Origin of the sequence: Curtobacterium sp. MCBA15_008 (assembly GCF_001865065.1) — a bacterium.
Classification (GTDB): Bacteria; Actinomycetota; Actinomycetes; order Actinomycetales; family Microbacteriaceae; genus Curtobacterium.
Genome location: NZ_MJGN01000011.1, coordinates 1 through 17153 on the forward strand (window position 1 = coordinate 1; position 17153 = coordinate 17153).

Sequence of the window (17153 nt, forward strand, 5' to 3'; positions counted from 1 at the left end):
AGCTTGGCGTTGCCCGAGACTCCCGGGGTCAGCTTCAGCGCGGTGAGGGCGTCGGTGAAGCCCTTGTCGAGGGCGACGGCGGTGTTGCCGCCGAGGACCTCGGGGACCGAGGCCACCGGGCCGGGGATCTTCGAGGAGCTGGAGGACACGGTGTGCACGGAGCCGTCGGCCTGCGCGGCCGAGACACCGAACGCTGCGCCGCCGAGGACGAGCGCGCCGGTCGTGGCGAGGGTGATCGAGGTCTTGAGTGACTTGCGCATGAGGTTCATTCCTTTGCTGTGTCGCGCTCGGCGCGATTTCCCTGTGGACACGCCGAACACACCCCGTGCGAGGGTGGAGAACCAGCAACGTGCGGCTGGTGAGCGCTCCGGGTGTTTCCCGGTTGATGCAGGTGATTCGGCACCCCCCGGCAAAGGGTTTGGAGCAGTTCTGCGTCGTTACCGTTCTGTTATCGAAGCGGGGGACGAGACCACGTGCCAGGCTCGTGGGATGCAGCACCAGCAGTCCGTCCTCATCGCCGGGTGCGGCGACCTCGGCACCGAGACCGGCCTCCGCTTCGCCGCGGAGGGGTACGCCGTCACCGGGCTCCGTCGGAACGCCGACCGCATCCCGGCACCCATCGTCGGGCGGAGCGTCGACCTGCGGCGCGAGGTCCCCGAGGTCGCTCCGGACACCGCCGTGGTGGTCGTGGCGTTCGCCGCCGGTAGCCGCGACGTCGACGAGTACCGCGCCACCTACGTCGACGGGCTGCGCAACGTGCTGGACGGCATCGACGCCTCGGCCGCCTCCCCGCGCCTGCTCGTCGTGTCCTCCACGGCGGTGTACGACGTCGACGACGGCAGCACGGTGACCGAGGAGACGCCGGTCCGCGGTGGGACCCCGACCGCCCAGGTGCTGGTCGAGGCCGAGGCGCTGCTGCGCGGACGTGCACCCGACGCGGTGCTCGTCCGGCTGTCCGGCATCTACGGCCCCGGTCGCGAACGGCTCGTCGACCAGGTGCGGTCCGGCGCCGCCCGACTCGCGCCGGGCCCCTCACCGCACACGAACCGGATCCACCGCGACGACGCGGCCGCGGCCCTCGTGCACCTCGCGGGCGTCGGGGACCCCGCCCCCACGTACCTCGGCACCGACGACGAACCCGCCCGGCTCGACGACGTGCTCCGATTCCTGGCCGACGAGCTCGGGATGCCCGAACCGGCGCGGGGCGAGGGCGGCGGGCGCCAGGCCGGTGGCGACAAGCGGCTGTCGAACGCGCTGCTGCGGTCCACCGGCTGGGTGCCGGCGTACCCGACGTTCCGCGAGGGCTACCGCGCCGTCCTCACCGGCAGCGGGACGCGCCACCCCTGACCCGCCGCCACTGACCTGCCGCCGCCTCGCCTAGTGGTGGCGGTGGTCCTGGATCGTCATCCGCGGCCCGAACGACGGCTTCCGGAACCCCGAGCCGCCGATGAGCCGCACGATGCGCTCCCGGTGTCCCCGCCACGGTTCGAGCAGCTCGAGCATCCCGTCGTCGTCGACCGGGCCGCCCGTGAGCGCCCACCCGACGAGGTCCGGCACGTGGTAGTCGCCGACGCTCGGGGAGTCCGGGTCGCCGTGGGAGCGCTGCGCGGTCTCGGCAGCCGTCCACTGCCCGATGCCCGGCACCGACTGCAGGCGCGTTGACACGACCGCACCACCGCGGCCGAGCGACAGGGTGCGCTCGAGAGCCGGGGCGACGCGGACCGCTCGCATCACCGTCGCCGACCGGCCCGGTTCGATGCCGGCCCGGTGCCACTCCCAGCTCGGGATCCGCCCCCACTCCTCGGGCGTGGGCGGCACCATCATCCCCGCGGGTGCCGGGCCGGGTGCCGGTGTGCCGTGGCGGCGCAGCAGGTGCCGCCACGCACGCCAGGCCTGTCGCGACGTGACCTTCTGCTCCATGATCGCCGGCACGAGCATCGCGAACACGGTGTTCGTCCGCAGCAGCCGCAGGCCGGGTTGCCGGTGCCGGGCCGCCGCCAGGAACGCGTGGCCGGACACGTCGAGGTCGGACCAGTCGTCGCCACGGCCGAGGAGGTCGGGCGCGTGCTCGACGGCCCAGGACGCCCCGGCTCCCCACGCCGACACCTCGATCGTGTCGCCGCTCGGCCGGATCGCCACGGAAGCGGGGCCGGCGGGCGTCCGGAGCGCGAGCCAGACGACGGAGCCGACCACCGCAAAGGCCGGGTCGCCGGAGCCGCGCTGCAGGGGCCGCAGGGTCGACGTGACGTCCACCGCGCCTCCAGGCCGGTAGACCGTGTCGACGCGGGTCGCCTCGCCGGTCGCACCCGCGTCGCCGGCGGGCGGCGTCGGGGACGAGGCGGAAGCGAGCAAGGACACACCGGGATGGTAATGCGCAACCACCGTCAGTCATGATGGGGCTGTCACACCACCACCCGACGACGGAGTTCCCATGCGCATCGGCATCCTCACCTCCGGGGGCGACTGCCCCGGCCTGAACGCGGTCATCCGCGCGATCGTGCTGAAGGGCATCGCGATCTACGGCCACGACTTCGTCGGGTTCCGCGACGGCTGGCGCGGCGTCGTCGACGGCGACATCGTCCCCCTCGGCCGGAAGGACATCCAGGGCATCGCGAAGCAGGGCGGCACGATCCTCGGGACGAGTCGCACGAACCCGTTCGAGGGACCGAACGGCGGCGTCGAGAACATCTCCAAGACGCTGGAGCGGCACGGCATCGACGCCATCGTCGCGATCGGCGGCGAGGGCACCCTGGCCGCCGCGAAGCGCCTGACCGACGCGGGCCTGCAGATCGTCGGCGTCCCGAAGACCGTCGACAACGACCTCGGCGCGACCGACTACACGTTCGGCTTCGACACCGCCGTCGCGATCGCGACCGAGGCGATGGACCGCCTCCGCACCACCGGTGAGTCGCACTCGCGCTGCATGGTCGCCGAGGTGATGGGCCGGCACGTCGGCTGGATCGCCCTGCACTCCGGCATGGCCGCCGGTGCCCACGCGATCCTCATCCCCGAGCAGAAGACGAGCATGGAGCAGATCGCCGCGTGGGTGCGGGCCGCCTACGACCGCGGACGCGCACCGCTGGTCGTCGTGGCCGAGGGCTTCGTCCCCGACCACGAGGACAACGCGCACACCGAGCGCGGGCTCGACGCCTTCGGCCGGCCGCGGCTCGGCGGCATCGGCGAGCGCCTCGCGCCGCTCATCGAGGAGATGACGGGCATCGAGACGCGTGCCACCACCCTCGGACACATCCAGCGCGGTGGCACGCCGACCGCGTACGACCGCGTGCTCTCGACGCGGCTCGGCCTGGCGGCCATCGACGCCGTGGTCGAGGAGCGGTGGGGACGGATGGTCGCGCTCAAGGGGACGGACATCGTGCACGTGTCGTTCGCGGACGCGCTCGGCGAGCTGAAGACGGTGCCGCAGGCGCGGTACGACGAGGCCGCCATCATGTTCGGGTGAGCTGGTCGGCCGTGGTCGAATCGGGCGTACTCGGTCGAAACGGGCGTAGCTGGTCGGAAGTTCCTGCCGAGTACGCCCGGTTCCACGGACCATCGCGACCGTTCTGGGAAAGAACCGACGGCGGCCTGGAGGCGCGGGTAGCGTCCGACGCGTGACCCGCGCAGTCCTCGTCTCCAGTTCCACCGCCCCCGCCGTCACCGAGATCGACGTCCCCGATCCCGGGGAGGGCGAGGCGCTCGTCGACGTCGCCTTCTCGAGCCTCAACTACAAGGACGGTCTCGCCCTGGCGGGCGACCCCGGCGTCGCCCGTGTCGACCCGCTGGTGCCCGGCATCGACGTCGTCGGGACCGTGGCCGCGCTCGGCCCCGGTGTGCACGACGTCCGCATCGGCGACCGGGTGACGCTCAACGGCGCCGGACTGGGTGAGACCCGGCACGGTGGGTGGGCCGCCCACGCGGTGGTGCCGTCCGCCCTGCTCGTGGTGCTGCCCGAATCGGTGCCCGAGGACTTCGCGGCCGCGATCGGCACCGCGGGCTTCACCGCGGCGTTGAGCGTGCTTGCGCTCTCGCGCTTCGTCGAGCCGGGCGACGGACCCGTCCTGGTGACCGGGTCCTCCGGCGGGGTCGGCTCGGTCGCGATCCCGCTGCTCGCCGGCCGCGGCCACCGGGTGACCGCGTCGACCGGGCGGACCGCCAACGCCGAGTCGCTCCGGGCCCTGGGAGCGACCGACGTCGTGGACCGCGCAGCCTTCGCCGAGCGCGGGAAGCCGATGCAGAAGGCGACGTGGGCGGGAGCGGTGGACAGCGTCGGCGGTGCGACCCTGGCGAACGTCCTCGCTGCGACGCGGTGGGGTGGTGCCGTGACGGCGTGCGGGCTGGCGCAGGACGTGCAGCTCCCCACGACGGTGCTGCCGTTCATCCTGCGCGGAGTCTCCCTGCTCGGGATCAACTCGGTGGACGCGCCGCTCGATGTGCGTCGTCGAGCGTGGGAGCTGCTCGCCGACGAACTCGACCCGTCCCTGCTCGCCGGGGTGACGCGCACGGTCGGACTCGAGGAAGCGATCACGCTCGGTCCGGAGATCGTCGCCGGACGCGTGCACGGCCGGACCATCGTCGACACCTCCGCGTGAAACACTGATGTACTGTTATTCCACAAACGCTTGCATATTGACACGTTAGGCTTGGCATTCCGCACGTCCGACTTGTGAGGAGCACTGCATGCCGGTCCCGAAGTCCACCGTCGAGAACTCCCCCCGCAAGCTGCTGCGCGACGTCGTCTACGACAAGATGCTCGCCGCGCTCCGCGACGGCACGCTGCAGCACGGCGAACGGCTCAACGACGACGAGCTCGTCCAGTGGCTCGGCGTCAGTCGCACCCCCATCCGTGAGGCGATCGCGAAGCTCGTCGACATCGGCCTCGTCGAGATGGAGGCGAACCGGTACACCCGCGTCGCCACCCCGACCCTCGACGACTGGGTCATCGCCACCCGTGCCATGACCGGGTTCTTCGAGCTCAGCCTGCGCTGGGGCGTCCCCGAGTACAGCGACGCCGACGTCACCGCGCTCGAGAAGCTCCTCGACCGAGCCGACGGGCTGCGCCGGGTGCGCGACCACGGGTTCAGCGGAGCCGTGACCGAGATCTTCGAGTTCGCCATCGCCCACTCCGGCAACCCGCTCGTGCAGGTCGCCGCCGAGGGCGCGCTCGAGCGCGTGCGGTTCACGCTCAACCCGACGCCCGCGTTCGAGCAGTACGAGTCGGAGGCGTTCTTCTCGATCCTCCGCGAGGCACTCGAGGAACGCGACGGCGAGACCGCGGCCGAGGCAGGCCGGGCACTCACCCGGAACTTCGAGCAGCACATCGAGGCCGTCCGCACCGCCCGGAGCTGACCGTGGCGGACGAGCAGTCGAACGGCGGCACACGCCCTCTGCTCGACGAGACCTTCGCCGACGTCCTCGGCAGCGTGCGGGACGGCACCCTCGCCGAGGACACGGACCACGACGTGCTCGCCCTCTGCGAGCGGTACCACGTGGGCCCGACTGCCCTCAACGGCGTGCTCCGTCGGCTCCGCGAGATGGGGCTCGCCCGCCTCGCTCCGACGGGGGCGACGGTCCGTTTCACCCACCTCGACCCCGTCACCTGGGCCGAGGGGAGCTGGATGCTCGTCGGCCTGGTCGAGGTCGCCATGCGGAGTGCCGCCCCGGTGGCGTCCGACGACGACCTGCAGCACTACGAAGACGTCGTCGCGCGCGCCCGCCGCGCTGCGGCCGAGCGCGGGGACGAGCTCGACCCCGCGGTGTTCGCGACGATCGAGTTCTGGGCGGAATGCACGCCGGACCTGCTGGTCGCGCACCTCCTCCGCCAGGCGCTGGCCCAGGTGCGGTACGGGGTGGCGATCGCGGCGCCGTGGCGGGTGACCGACATCGAGTCGTGGGTCGCCTCGTCGCTCCAGGCCCTCCGGTTGCGCGACCGGAGCAGTGCCGAACGCGCAGCCCACGTCTTCGCCCGGCTGTGGGCACACCACCTCGAGCACTGTGCGACGACGTGGGGGCTGGAGCCGCAGGCGCTGCTGAGCCCGACCGGGGCCAGTTCGTCGGACATGTACTGGTCCGACTGGCAACCGGACGACCAGTGGATCGAACTGCTCGGCTCCCTCCGGGACGGCTCACTCGAACCCGGACACGAGTACACCGCCCGGGGGCTGTCCGCCCGGTTCCGGATCCCGGTGCCGCGCCTGCTCCCGATGCTCGACCGACTCGAGGTCATGGGGCTCGTCCGGCCCGGGGACGGTCTCGACGGCAGCGTCTCCGTGACGACGCCCACGCTGACCGACTGGTCCGAGACGCTCGCGCTCCTGCTCGGGCTGCAGGAGATGTGCGCGCGGACGAGCGTCGCCCGCCTGACGGACGACGATCGGGAGCAGCTCGCGGCGATCACCCTCCGCATCCGCCGTCAGGCCCGCACGAAGGACTACGCCTACACGAGCACGCTGCTCGAGCTCAACCGCTTCTTCGCAGCACACAGCCCGAACCGGGCGATGCGCCACACCACCACCGTCGTCATCTCCCGGCTGGCCTACATCCTCCCCGAGCCGCCCCCGTTCCGGCAGTGGGAGATCGAGGACTTCCTGCAGCTGATCGAGGAGGCCGTGCGCACCGGCGAGCCCGACATCGCCTCGGAGGCGTGCCACGCCCTCGCAGCCCACTTCGACGCGCACATCGCCGACGTCACCGCCCGGTACGAGAGCATGGGACCGTGAACGACGTCCTGATCAGCGCCACCGGGGTCCGCGTGACCCGGTCCGGCCGAGACCTCCTGCACGACGTCGACCTGACCGTCCGACGCGGGGAGCACTGGGCGCTGCTGGGCCCGAACGGCGCCGGCAAGTCGACGCTGCTCGCGGTCCTCGGCGCGAACGGGCACCCCACCGCCGGCGAGGTCGAGGTCCTCGGCCGACGACTCGGGCGCGTCGACGTGCGGGAGCTCCGCATGCACATCGGACACGTCGATCCCCGGCACCGGATGCTGTCCCCCCTCACCGTGCTCGAGACGGTCCTCACCGGGCTGACGGGCACCACCGACCTCATGATGCGGTGGGAGCCCACGGCCGCGCAGGTCGCGAGCGCGGAACGGCACATCGCCGACGTCGGGCTGAGCCTCCGGCGCGACGCCCGCTGGCCGGTCCTGTCGCAGGGCGAGCGGGGCCGCGCGCTCATCGCCCGGGCGCTCATGTCGAAGCCGCAGCTGCTGTTGCTCGACGAGCCGGCGACCGGGCTCGACGTCGCCGCACGGGAGCACCTGCTCGAGACGGTCGACGCACTCCGGCACCGGCACCCGGAGCTCGGCAGTGTGATGGTCACGCACCACCTCGAGGACCTCCCCGCTTCCACGTCGCACGCGATGCTGCTGCGCGAGGGTGCGGCCGTCGCGCAGGGGACCGCGGACGAGGTCATCACGTCGTCGGCCGTCTCCCACGCGTTCGACTTCCCACTCGCCATCCTGCGTGCCGAGGGCCGCTGGGCCGCACGCCGCGCGTCCTAGCCGACCCGCGCCTCCAGGCCCGCACATCCCGGTCTCGGCCGTTCTCCACAGGTTGCAGAAGGCGACTTCTGTACGGGCCCTCAGTCGGGCTATCCTCGCCGCGTGACCGAAGCGGAGACCACCGAGGCCGGACCGACCGACGCGCGTCGGCTCCGCGCCTTCCACCAGGTCCTCGCGAACACGGCAGTGGCGAACGTCACGACGAGCTTCCTCTGGTTCGGTCTGACGTTCTGGGCCTACCTCGAGACGCGGTCCGTGCTGGCGACCGGCATCATCGGCGGCACGTACATGCTGTTCGTCGCGTTCTTCGGCATCCTGTTCGGCTCGATCGTGGACCGGCACCGCAAGCACCGTGCGATGGTGCTCTCCGGCGTGATCACCCTCGTCGCGTTCTCCGTCGCCGCGGTCGTCTACCTGGCTGCCGGGCAGGACGACGTCGCCGACCTCGGTCGCCCCTGGTTCTGGGTGTTCGCAGCCGTGGTGCTCGCCGGCTCCGTGGTCGAGAACCTGCGCAACGTCGCCCTGTCGACCACGGTGACGCTCCTGGTGCCGGTCGAACGGCACGCGAACGCGAACGGCCTGGTCGGCACCGTGCAGGGCGTCGCGTTCATCGTCACGAGCGTGTTCTCCGGGCTCGCGATCGGTCTGCTCGGCATGGGCGGCACGCTGCTCATCGCCCTCGTGCTGACCGCGGCCGCCTTCGTGCACCTGCTGACGATCCGCATCCCCGAGGCCGAGCCCGCCCGCGAGCCCGGTCGGTTGCGGGTGTTCGACCTCGTCGGCAGTCTGCGCACCGTCCGGGCCGTCCCCGCCCTGTTCGCGTTGATCGTGTTCTCGTCGTTCAACAACCTCATCGGCGGCGTCTACATGGCGCTGATGGACCCGTACGGCCTGACGCTGTTCTCGGTCGAGGTGTGGGGCATCGTGTTCGGCGTCGCCTCGACGGGGTTCATCGTCGGAGGCCTGCTCATCGCGAGGTTCGGACTCGGGCGGAACCCGATCCGGACGATGCTGTTCCTCGTCATGGTGATGGGTGCCCTCGGCAGTCTGTTCACTGTCCGCGAGTGGTGGTGGCTCTACGCCGTCGGCATCTTCCTGTACCTCGTGCTCATCCCCGCGGTCGAGGCGGCGGAGCAGACCGTCATCCAGAAGGTCGTGCCGTTCGAACGCCAGGGCCGCGCGTTCGGCTTCGCGCAGGCGTTCGAGTCGGCGGCCGCACCGATCACCGCGTTCCTCATCGCCCCGCTCGCCGAGTTCTGGATCATCCCGACGCTCCGGTCCGACTCCGGGGCTGCGGCGTGGGAGCCCCTGCTCGGCACCGGCGAGGCGCGGGGCATCGCGGTGGTCTTCTTCTTCGCCGGGATCGTCATGATCGTCGCGGCGGCGCTGGCGTTCGCGACCCGCTCGTACCGCACGTTGTCGCGGGAGTACGGCACGGCGGTCCCGTCGGAGCCAGCCGCCGTCTGAGGCGCCGTGACCCCGCGAACCTGGTTGAATGGCGCGCCAGGTGTCCGCGGCGTGTGTCGGGGGAGGGCTCCGGCACCGCACACCGGTGCCTCGCCGCGGACCGCAACGAGGGGGAACCACCGATGACGAACACACCGCCGCCGTACCCGGGCCAGGGGCCCGACCAGCAGCCGGGCGGGCAGCAGCCGACCGGGCCGACGCCGGGACAACCGTACGACCAGGCCGCGCCCGGCCAGCAGCCGTACGCCCAGCCCGCGCCCGGTCAGCAGCCGTACGCCCAGTCGGCCCCCGCCGGCATGCCGTACGCCCCGCCGCCGAAGCAGTCGCGCGGCAAGCGCGTCCTCATCAGCATCCTCAGCATCGTCGTCGCCCTGGTCGTCGCGTTCTTCGTCCGCCAGGCGATCACCGCGGCGTTCGGCGGCTCGACGGAGGACAAGGTCTCGAAGGCCGTCGAGCAGATCCGCGACGAGAGCGACCTGCCGAAGCAGGTCGACTCCGTGACCACGTGGACGGGCATCGAGGCCGAGGGCACCGCGATCCACTACGACTACACGGTGTCGTCGAACGTCGACCCGGCGTCGATCACCACGGCTGCGGTCCGCGATGCCGTCGGCCCCACGCTGTGCTCGACGAAGGAGACCAAGCGGCTGCTCGACGACGGCGTGGACATGCGGTACACCTACGCGTTCAACGACTCGTCGAAGACGCTCGACGTCACGTTCACGAAGTCCGACTGCTCCTGAGCGGAACCGCCCCGGTCCGACGCATCCGGACCGGGGCCGGCGCGGCGGACCGGGGCTGGCCGGGCCGACCGACCGGGTCCGACGCGGGCTACTCCGTCGCGGCGGCAGCAGCCTTCGCCGCGGCCGGCAGCGCGTCGAGCACCCGCCCGACAGCACGCTCGTCGTGCGCTGCCGTGACGAACCACGCCTCGAAGACACTCGGCGGCAGGGTCACCCCGGCGTCGAGCATCGCGTGGAAGAACGGCGCGTACCGGAACGCCTGCTGCGCCCGGACGTCGTCGTAGTTCCGCGGCGCGGTGTCCGTGAACGCGAAGGAGAACAGGTTGCCGGCGTGCTGCACGGTGTGGGCGACGCCCTCGGCCGACAGCGCCTCGCTCGTCGCGGCGGCGATCGTCGCCGCGGTCCGGTCGAGGTGGGCGTACACGTCGGCGGTCGCGGCCCGGAGCGTCGCGATGCCCGCGGCGACCGCGAGCGGGTTCCCGGACAGCGTGCCGGCCTGGTACACGGGGCCGAGCGGGGCGAGGAAGTCCATCACCTCGCGCCGGCCGCCGAGCGCGGCGAGGGGCATGCCGCCGCCGATGACCTTGCCGAACGTGACGAGGTCGGGCTTCCAGCCGGCGCCGTCGGGGACGACCTTGGACGCCTCGAGCCCCCACCAGCCGGCCGGTCCGACACGGAACCCGGTCAGGACCTCGTCGACGATGAGCAGTGCGCCGTGCGACTGCGTGATCTGCGCGAGGGTCCGGTTGAACCCGCGCTCCGGGGCGAGGACGCCCATGTTCGCCGCGGCGGCCTCGACGATGACGGCGGCGATGCGCTCGGAGTGCTCGTCGAACGCGCGGCGGACGGCGTCGAGGTCGTTGTACGGCAGCACGAGGGTCTGCGCGGCGGTCTCGGCCGTGATGCCGGCGCTGCCGGGGAGTGCCAGCGTGGCGACGCCCGAGCCGGCCTCGGCGAGCAGGGAGTCGGAGTGGCCGTGGTAGTGCCCGGCGAACTTCACGAGCAGGTCGCGCCCGGTGTAGCCGCGGGCGAGCCGGATCGCGGTCATGGTGGCCTCGGTGCCGGTGGACACCATGCGGATCTTCTCGATCGGCCCATCGCCGTCCACCGACACCCGCTGCTTCACGAGTTCGGCCAGCTCGGTCTCGCCCGGCGTCGACGCCCCGAACGAGAGTCCGCGCGCGGCGGCCTGCTGCACGGCCTCGACCGTGGCGGGGTGCGCGTGCCCGAGGATCGCAGGGCCCCAGGACGCGACCAGGTCGACGTAGCCGCGGCCCTCGGCGTCGGTGACGTAGGCGCCCTTCGCCGCGGTCAGGAAGCGCGGCGTGCCACCGACGGACCCGTAGGCCCGGACCGGCGAGTTGACGCCGCCGGGGATGCTCTTCTTCGCCCGGCCGAACAGCTGGTCGTTGGTGGTCGCGGTCGTCATTCGGGGGCCTTCCCGGTCGAGGCGATGCCGGCGACGCCCGCCGTACTGCCGGAGGTGCGGAGTCCCGCTTCCTCGTTGAGCTTCCGGGCGATGTCGACGGCGAAGTAGGTCAGGATGGCGTCCGCGCCGGCGCGCTTGATGCCGACGAGCGACTCCATCGCGGCGGCGTCGCGGTCGATCCACCCGTTCTGCGCTGCTGCGGTGATCATCGCGTACTCGCCGGAGATCTGGTACGCCCAGACCGGCACGGGCGAGGTCGCCGCGGTCTCGGCGAGCACGTCGAGGTAGCTCATCGCGGGCTTCACCATCACGATGTCGGCGCCCTCGTCGACGTCGAGCGCGACCTCGCGGAGCCCCTGTCGACCGTTCGCGGCGTCGATCTGGTACGTCCGGCGGTCGCCGACGAGCGACGACGACACGGCCTCGCGGAAGGGACCGTAGAACGCCGAGGCGTACTTCGCGGCGTAGGCGAGCAGCGCGGTCCCGCTGTGCCCGGCGCCGTCGAGCGCGTCACGTGCGGCCGCGATCTGGCCGTCCATCATCCCGCTCATGCAGACGAGCTCGGCGCCGGCCTCGGCCTGCGCGACCGCCATGTCGCGGTAGCGCAGCAGGGTGGCGTCGTTGTCGACGGAGCCGTCGGCGGCGAGGACACCGCAGTGCCCGTGGTCGGTGAACTCGTCGAGGCACAGGTCGGACTGCACGACGAGGGCATCCCCCACCTCCTGCCGAGCGACGCGGATCGCCACGTTGAGGATGCCTTCCGGGTCGGTGGCACCGGAGCCCTCGGCGTCCTTCGTGGTCGGGACGCCGAACAGGTTCACCCCGCCGACCCCGACCTCCGCAGCCGACACCAGCGCGCGGCGGAACGAGTCGAGCGAGTGCTGCTGCACACCCGGCATGCTCGAGATGTCCACGGCGTCGGTCGCGCCCTCGCGGATGAACATCGGCAGCACGAGCTCGGCCGGGTGCAGCCGGGTCTCGGCGACGAGTCGTCGCATCGCGGGGGTGGCACGGAGTCGACGGGGGCGGACCTGGGGGAAGCGGCCGGTCACGGGTGGCCTTCCTGTTCGGGGGCGGATGGTGCGAGGGTCTCGACGACGGCGTCGAGCAGGGCTTCGGCGGATCGCGCGCGGGCGACCACGTGGACGGGCAGTCCGGCGGCACGGGCGTCGTCGGCGGTCCCGGGGCCGATGCAGGCCACGACGGTCCGGGGGTCGAGCGGGGCCATGCGGCGCGCCACCTGACGAGCGACGCTGCCGCTCGTCACGAGCACGGCGTCGGGCGGGGGGTCGAGGGTGATCGGCTCGTCGCCGGTCCCCACGGTACGGTACGCGACGACGTCGTCGACGTCGATCCCCCGGGCGACGAGGCCCCGCGCGAGCGTCGGTGCGGCGATGTCGGAACGCGGGAACAGGACGGTCCGGGTGGTGTCCGGCAGCGCCGAGGCGAGCGCCGCCGCGGACGCGTCGTCGGGCACGAGTTCGACGACCCAGCCCGCAGCACGCGCGGCCCGGGCGGTCGGCTCACCGACCGCCGCCACCCGCAGGTCGGCCGGGAGGCGCGCCACGCGTTCCGCCAGGACCCGTACGGCCGTCGCACTGGTCACCACCAACCACCCGTACCCGGCCACCCCGGTACCGTCACCGGTGTCGGGTGGCGAGTCGTGCCTCCCGGCACCGCCCTGGGCGACCAGCCGACGGACCGCAGCGTCGAGGGCCGACGCGTCCGTCGGTGCCGCGTCCGCGATGAGCGGGACGACGACGGGGGCGAGGCCACGGTCTCGCGCGGCCGACGCGACCCGTTCGCCCCACGCGCCACCACGCGGGACGAGGACGACCGGAGCCGGTCGTTCGTCCGCGCTGGTGGCGACGGCGTCCGTGGCGACCTACTCCCCCGCGGGCGTCGCGAGGCCCGGACCGGCGGTGTGGGGTCCGTCCGTGGTGTCCTCGGCGACGGACGTCGCGAGGTCGGCGAGGTCCGCGGCGCCGTTCTCGAGGAGCTCCGCGGCGACACGGCCGCCGACCTCGAGGGCTTCGTCGAGCCGGTCCTGCGCCGATCCGTCGAGCACGGCGGCGTGCGACGCCGTGCGGTACTCCGAGCCGTCGGGCCGGTAGACCGTGGCGGAGACGAGCAGCATCTCGGCGTCGACGATGGCGGTCGCGCCGATCGGTGCCGAGCAGCCGGCCTCGAGCTTGGCGAGCACCTCGCGCTCGGCGGTCACGGTCAGCCGGGTCGGCGCGTGCTCGATCTTCTTCAGGGCCGCGAGCAGGTTCCGGTCCGTCTCGTCCGCTCGGGTCTCGACCGCCAGCGCGCCCTGACCGGGGGCACTCGGCCAGAAGCCGAGGTCGAGCAGCTCGGTCGCGGCGTCGAGTCGCTCGATCCGCCCGAGACCGGCGGCGGCGAGCACGACGGCATCGAGGTCGTCGTCCACCCGACCGAGGCGGGTGTCGATGTTGCCCCGGATGTCCACGACCTCGAGGTCGGGGCGCTTCGCCTTGAGCTGGGCGACGCGGCGAGGCGATCCGGTGCCGACCTTCGCCCCCTCGGGGAGGGTCTCGATCGTGGCGGCGTTGCGGGCGACCAGGACGTCGCGGGCGTCGGCGCGTTTCGGCACCGCGGCGATCGTGAGCCCCGGGTACGGCGCGGTCGGCAGGTCCTTCAGCGAGTGCACGAGGACGTCGACCTCGCCGGCGACCAGGGCTTCGCGCAGCGCGCTGGCGAACACCCCCGTGCCGCCGAGGCTCGCCAGCGACGCGCGGTTCGTGTCGCCCTCGCTCGTCACGGTGACGAGTTCGACCGGTCGACCGGCCGCCTTCGCCAGGCGGTCCGCGACGTCCTGCGACTGCGCCACTGCGAGCCGACTGGCACGGGTGCCGAGCCGGATCGGAGCGGGCGTCGCTCCGGTGTCGGTCACGGTGCCAGTCCGGCCGCGGCCGGCTTGAACCCCGCGCGCACGTTCTCGCAGCACCCCGGACGGCAGACGTCGTACCAGGGGCCGATGTCGGTCAGCGCCGGGCGCTCCGCGGTCGGCGTGCCGTTGACGCGCTCGAGCACGAGGTCCACCAGGCCGGACACGTACGCGGGGTCGACGCCCGGCGTCTGCGTGCGGAGCGACCAGAAGCCGAGCTCACCGGCGGTCTCCGTCGCTTCTTCGTCGAGGTCCCACATGACCTCCATGTGGTCGCTGACGAAGCCGAGCGGGACGATGAGCACCGCGCGGGTCGGGCCGCCCGCGAGCTCCTCGTTCATGTAGTCGTTGATGTCGGGCTCGAGCCACGGCTGCGAGGGCGGCCCCGACCGCGACTGGTAGACGAGCTTCCACGGGGGCGTCGACGTGCCACGGAGGGACTCGTGCTCCGGCTGCTCGAGCAGCTCGGCCCACGCCTGGTCGAGGACGACCTGGGCGACGGCGAGGTGCTGCGCCTCGTACGCGCCGTGCTCGTCGAAGCCGCGGTAGTCCGGCCCGGACTTGGCGGCGTCCGTTGACGGGATCGAGTGCGTCGAGAAGAGGATGTGCAGCTCGGTCGAGACGTCGAGGCCGTCGTTCTCGGCGATCGCGCGGGCGATGCCGTCGCGGACGCCGTCGACGAACGGGCGGACGAACCCGGGGTGGTCGAAGAACTGCCGGACCTTGTCGATCTGGATGGTGTCGACCAGGCCGGTCTCGGTCAGCACGCGGGCGTAGTCCTCGCGGTACTGCCGGCAGCTGGAGAACGAGGAGTACGCGCTCGTGGCGATCGCGATGAGCTTGTTGTAGCCCTTGTCGGCCGCCTCGGTGAAGGCCTCTTCGAGGTAGGGCGCCCAGTTCCGGTTTCCCCAGAGCACCGGCAGGTCGATGCCGCGCGATGCGAGTTCGCCCTCGAGCGCCGCCTTGAGCGCACGGTTCTGCGCGTTGATCGGGCTGACGCCGCCGAAGTGGCGGTAGTGGTGCGCGACCTCTTCGAGGCGCTCGTCCGGGATGCCACGGCCGCGGGTGACGTTCCGGAGGAAGGGGATGACGTCGTCCTGGCCCTCGGGTCCGCCGAAGCCGGCGAGCAGGATCGCGTCGTACGCGGTCGGGACCTCGACGTGCTCCGGACCGGACGCGGCAGCGGGCGTGGCCGCGAGGACCTGGCCGTTCGTGATCATGCTGGTGTCGGTCATGACAGCACCTCCGGGAGTTCGGCGGTCGTCACCCGACGACCGGTGAAGAACGGCACTTCTTCGCGCACGTGCATGCGCGCCTCGGTGTAGCGCAGGTCGCGCATCAGGTCGACGAGGTCCACCAGGTCCGGGCTCTCGAGCGGCAGGATCCACTCGTAGTCGCTCAGGGCGAAGGTGGCGATCGTGTTGGTCAGGACGCGGCGGTACTTCGCGCCGGCGATGCCGTGGTCGCGGAGCATCGCCGAGCGCTCTTCCTCGGGCAGCAGGTACCACTCGTAGGACCGGACGAACGGGTAGACCGTGATCCAGGCCTCGGGGTCCTTGCCGCGCAGGAAGGCGGGGGTGTGCCGCTTGTTGAACTCGGCCTCGCGGTGCATCGCCATCGCGTGCCACACGGGTTCGGCGTCCTGGAAGAGGCCGGTCCGGCGGATCTCGCGGAGCACTGCCTGGATCGCCTGCGCGTCGTCCCCGTGCAGCCAGACCATGACGTCGGCGTCGGCCCGGAAGCCGGAGACGTCGTAGAAGCCGCGGATCGTGACACCGCGCTCGGCGGCGGCAGCGAGGACCGCGTCCAGCTCGGCCACGGCGTCGTCACCGACGCGGTGGATCGGCCCGAGCGGCCGGCGGAACACCGCCCAGAGGGCGTACGCGGTCAGCAGGTTCGGGTCGATGCCCGAGGACGGGTCCGTCTCGTGGACGGGCGACGACGACGCGGGTGTGGACGACGCGGTGGAGCTCATGGAATCCATTGTCCTATCGGTTGCCAGGGGAAAGGCTTCGACCCCCTCAGCCGAGGGAGCGCGCACTCCTCACCGGCGACCACCGATCGGGCGGTCTACCGCCGTCGGAGCACCGTCACGACGATACCCCCGACCACCGCCACACCCGCTGCGAGCCCGGCCAGGTACGGCACCGGCTTCTCGTCGATCCCACGCTTGACCTTCGACGCCGCGATGCCGATCTGCTTCGGCACGTTGAGCTTATCCTCGATCGCGTCGAGGGTGTCGAACAGCTGGGCTCGGGTCGCCGCGACGCGGTCGGCCAGGTCGTCGTGCTGATCGGTCACGTGGTTCCTCCGGAGGTGGTGGGGTTCGGGCGCCGCGGGGAGCGGCCGACGGCTAGAAACGGCCGCCGACGTCCGGCTTGCGCGAACCGTACTGCGTCGGTGGGGTCGGCTTCTTGCCGAGGCCCTTCACCGCGTTGACGTCGCTCTTGACGCTGTCGATCGTGCGCTTCGGCGTGAGCGGGAGCCCCTTCTTCAGGCGCTTCCAGCCGAGCAACCCGAGGATGCCGGCGACGATGAGCATCAGCACGGCGATGAGGATCGCGGCGAGCCACGCGGGCATCACGGTCGCGAGGCCCATCACGGCGGCGGTGAGCAGGACGCCGATGGCGTACAGGACGATGACGAGCGCGCCCACGAGCAGACCCGCGGCGAGGCCGAAGATCTTCGCCTTCGTCAGCATCTCGGCCTTGAGCAGGTTCAGTTCCCCCGTGACCAGCTCCTTGACGAGCTTGGGGACGTCACCGACCAGGCCGAACAGCGAACGCGGCTTGCGGTCGCGGGTGTCCGTCATGAGGTTGCGTTGTCCTTCTTCTGCCCGACCTTGCGGACGACCTTCTTGGTCTGCTCACCGACGAACTCGGCGACGTCCGGGGTCTTGTCGGCGACGAATTCCTCGGCGACGTGGACGCCCTTCTGGACGCCGTTGCTGTTCCAGATCTTGCCGCTGACGGTCTTGATCTGCTCGTACCGCGCCCGTCCGGCTCGCGATCCCAGGACGTACCCGAGTGCTGCGCCGGCGACGAACAGGAGCTTGCCTCGCATGTGCGAATCCTCCGTTGGGTCAGTGTGCGTGGTCATGCGCCGAAC

17 protein-coding genes and 2 pseudogenes are annotated in these 17153 nt (G+C 72.0%); 8 read left to right on the forward strand and 11 right to left on the reverse strand.

Annotated features, from left to right (window positions below):
- Nucleotides 1-260: pseudogene (locus BIU96_RS05205) on the reverse strand (hypothetical protein); the annotation flags it as partial.
- 229 nt (nt 261-489) lie between these two features.
- Here BIU96_RS05205 and BIU96_RS05210 point away from each other — a divergent pair.
- A complete protein-coding gene (locus BIU96_RS05210) occupies nt 490-1347 on the forward strand; it encodes an NAD(P)H-binding protein (RefSeq protein WP_071291561.1) in 858 nt (285 codons plus the stop codon).
- Nucleotides 1348-1377: 30 nt separating this feature from the next.
- Here BIU96_RS05210 and BIU96_RS05215 read toward each other — a convergent pair whose 3' ends face one another.
- Nucleotides 1378-2358: a DNA-3-methyladenine glycosylase gene (locus tag BIU96_RS05215; protein WP_175477464.1), complete on the reverse strand. Its 981-nt coding sequence runs from the start codon at nt 2356-2358 to the stop codon at nt 1378-1380.
- Between the two features lie 73 nt (nt 2359-2431).
- On the opposite strand from BIU96_RS05215, the gene BIU96_RS05220 reads away from it, so the two are divergent.
- The 7 genes from BIU96_RS05220 to BIU96_RS05250 all read left to right on the forward strand — a co-directional run bounded on the left by BIU96_RS05220 (nt 2432) and on the right by BIU96_RS05250 (nt 9708).
- Entirely contained in the window at nt 2432-3460 is a 1029-nt protein-coding gene (locus BIU96_RS05220) for a 6-phosphofructokinase (protein ID WP_071291562.1), read from the forward strand.
- Nucleotides 3461-3611: 151 nt separating this feature from the next.
- Entirely contained in the window at nt 3612-4589 is a 978-nt protein-coding gene (locus BIU96_RS05225; protein ID WP_071291563.1) for an MDR family oxidoreductase, read from the forward strand.
- An 88-nt stretch (nt 4590-4677) separates the two neighbouring features.
- On the forward strand, nt 4678-5346 hold the full coding sequence (locus BIU96_RS20065) for a GntR family transcriptional regulator (protein WP_071291564.1): 669 nt from the start codon (nt 4678-4680) through the stop codon (nt 5344-5346).
- A 2-nt stretch (nt 5347-5348) separates the two neighbouring features.
- A complete protein-coding gene (locus BIU96_RS05235) occupies nt 5349-6716 on the forward strand; it encodes an FCD domain-containing protein (RefSeq protein ID WP_071291565.1) in 1368 nt (455 codons plus the stop codon).
- Complete coding sequence (locus BIU96_RS05240) at nt 6713-7498, forward strand: ABC transporter ATP-binding protein (RefSeq protein WP_071291566.1); 786 nt, start codon at nt 6713-6715, stop codon at nt 7496-7498. Before BIU96_RS05235 ends, BIU96_RS05240 begins: the two co-directional genes overlap by 4 nt.
- Nucleotides 7499-7600: 102 nt before the next feature.
- The gene (locus BIU96_RS05245; protein WP_071291567.1) at nt 7601-8965 is read left to right on the forward strand and encodes an MFS transporter; all 1365 of its coding nucleotides are present in this window, start codon (nt 7601-7603) and stop codon (nt 8963-8965) included.
- Nucleotides 8966-9087: 122 nt separating this feature from the next.
- Complete coding sequence (locus BIU96_RS05250) at nt 9088-9708, forward strand: hypothetical protein (protein ID WP_071291568.1); 621 nt, start codon at nt 9088-9090, stop codon at nt 9706-9708.
- Nucleotides 9709-9796: 88 nt separating this feature from the next.
- Here the strand turns inward: BIU96_RS05250 and hemL are convergent, their stop codons facing one another.
- The 9 genes and pseudogenes from hemL to BIU96_RS05295 all read right to left on the reverse strand — a co-directional run bounded on the left by hemL (nt 9797) and on the right by BIU96_RS05295 (nt 17108).
- On the reverse strand, nt 9797-11137 hold the full coding sequence (gene hemL, locus BIU96_RS05255) for a glutamate-1-semialdehyde 2,1-aminomutase (RefSeq protein WP_071291569.1): 1341 nt from the start codon (nt 11135-11137) through the stop codon (nt 9797-9799).
- Complete coding sequence (gene hemB, locus BIU96_RS05260; RefSeq protein ID WP_302847716.1) at nt 11134-12189, reverse strand: porphobilinogen synthase; 1056 nt, start codon at nt 12187-12189, stop codon at nt 11134-11136. Before hemB ends, hemL begins: the two co-directional genes overlap by 4 nt.
- A pseudogene (locus tag BIU96_RS05265) lies at nt 12186-12923 on the reverse strand (uroporphyrinogen-III synthase); the annotation flags it as partial. The pseudogene BIU96_RS05265 and the gene hemB, both read right to left, overlap by 4 nt.
- A gap of 99 nt (nt 12924-13022) precedes the next feature.
- Nucleotides 13023-14051, reverse strand: coding sequence for a hydroxymethylbilane synthase (gene hemC / locus BIU96_RS05270; protein WP_071291570.1), 1029 nt, complete (start codon nt 14049-14051; stop codon nt 13023-13025).
- Nucleotides 14048-15280 carry a ferrochelatase gene (locus BIU96_RS05275; protein WP_071291571.1) on the reverse strand — a complete coding sequence of 411 codons (1233 nt, stop codon included), beginning with the start codon at nt 15278-15280 and terminating at the stop codon, nt 14048-14050. The genes hemC and BIU96_RS05275 overlap by 4 nt, the downstream gene beginning before the upstream one ends.
- A complete protein-coding gene (gene hemQ, locus BIU96_RS05280; RefSeq protein ID WP_071291572.1) occupies nt 15277-16020 on the reverse strand; it encodes a hydrogen peroxide-dependent heme synthase in 744 nt (247 codons plus the stop codon). The genes BIU96_RS05275 and hemQ overlap by 4 nt, the downstream gene beginning before the upstream one ends.
- A gap of 95 nt (nt 16021-16115) precedes the next feature.
- Complete coding sequence (locus BIU96_RS05285) at nt 16116-16346, reverse strand: DUF3618 domain-containing protein (protein ID WP_071291573.1); 231 nt, start codon at nt 16344-16346, stop codon at nt 16116-16118.
- A 52-nt stretch (nt 16347-16398) separates the two neighbouring features.
- Nucleotides 16399-16857: a phage holin family protein gene (locus BIU96_RS05290; RefSeq protein ID WP_071291574.1), complete on the reverse strand. Its 459-nt coding sequence runs from the start codon at nt 16855-16857 to the stop codon at nt 16399-16401.
- A complete protein-coding gene (locus BIU96_RS05295) occupies nt 16854-17108 on the reverse strand; it encodes a hypothetical protein (RefSeq protein ID WP_071291575.1) in 255 nt (84 codons plus the stop codon). The genes BIU96_RS05290 and BIU96_RS05295 overlap by 4 nt, the downstream gene beginning before the upstream one ends.
- Nucleotides 17109-17153 lie beyond the last annotated feature (45 nt).

Excerpts from the sequence above, each read along its gene's own strand:
- BIU96_RS05210 (WP_071291561.1), top strand. The coding sequence starts at position 490 with ATGCAGCACCAGCAGTCCGTCCTCATCGCCGGGTGCGGCGACCTCGGC.
- BIU96_RS05250 (WP_071291568.1), top strand. The coding sequence starts at position 9,088 with ATGACGAACACACCGCCGCCGTACCCGGGCCAGGGGCCCGACCAGCAG.
- BIU96_RS20065 (WP_071291564.1), top strand. The coding sequence starts at position 4,678 with ATGCCGGTCCCGAAGTCCACCGTCGAGAACTCCCCCCGCAAGCTGCTG.
- BIU96_RS05220 (WP_071291562.1), top strand. The coding sequence starts at position 2,432 with ATGCGCATCGGCATCCTCACCTCCGGGGGCGACTGCCCCGGCCTGAAC.
- hemQ (WP_071291572.1), bottom strand. The coding sequence starts at position 16,020 with ATGAGCTCCACCGCGTCGTCCACACCCGCGTCGTCGTCGCCCGTCCAC.
- BIU96_RS05290 (WP_071291574.1), bottom strand. The coding sequence starts at position 16,857 with ATGACGGACACCCGCGACCGCAAGCCGCGTTCGCTGTTCGGCCTGGTC.
- hemL (WP_071291569.1), bottom strand. The coding sequence starts at position 11,137 with ATGACGACCGCGACCACCAACGACCAGCTGTTCGGCCGGGCGAAGAAG.
- BIU96_RS05295 (WP_071291575.1), bottom strand. The coding sequence starts at position 17,108 with ATGCGAGGCAAGCTCCTGTTCGTCGCCGGCGCAGCACTCGGGTACGTC.
- BIU96_RS05275 (WP_071291571.1), bottom strand. The coding sequence starts at position 15,280 with ATGACCGACACCAGCATGATCACGAACGGCCAGGTCCTCGCGGCCACG.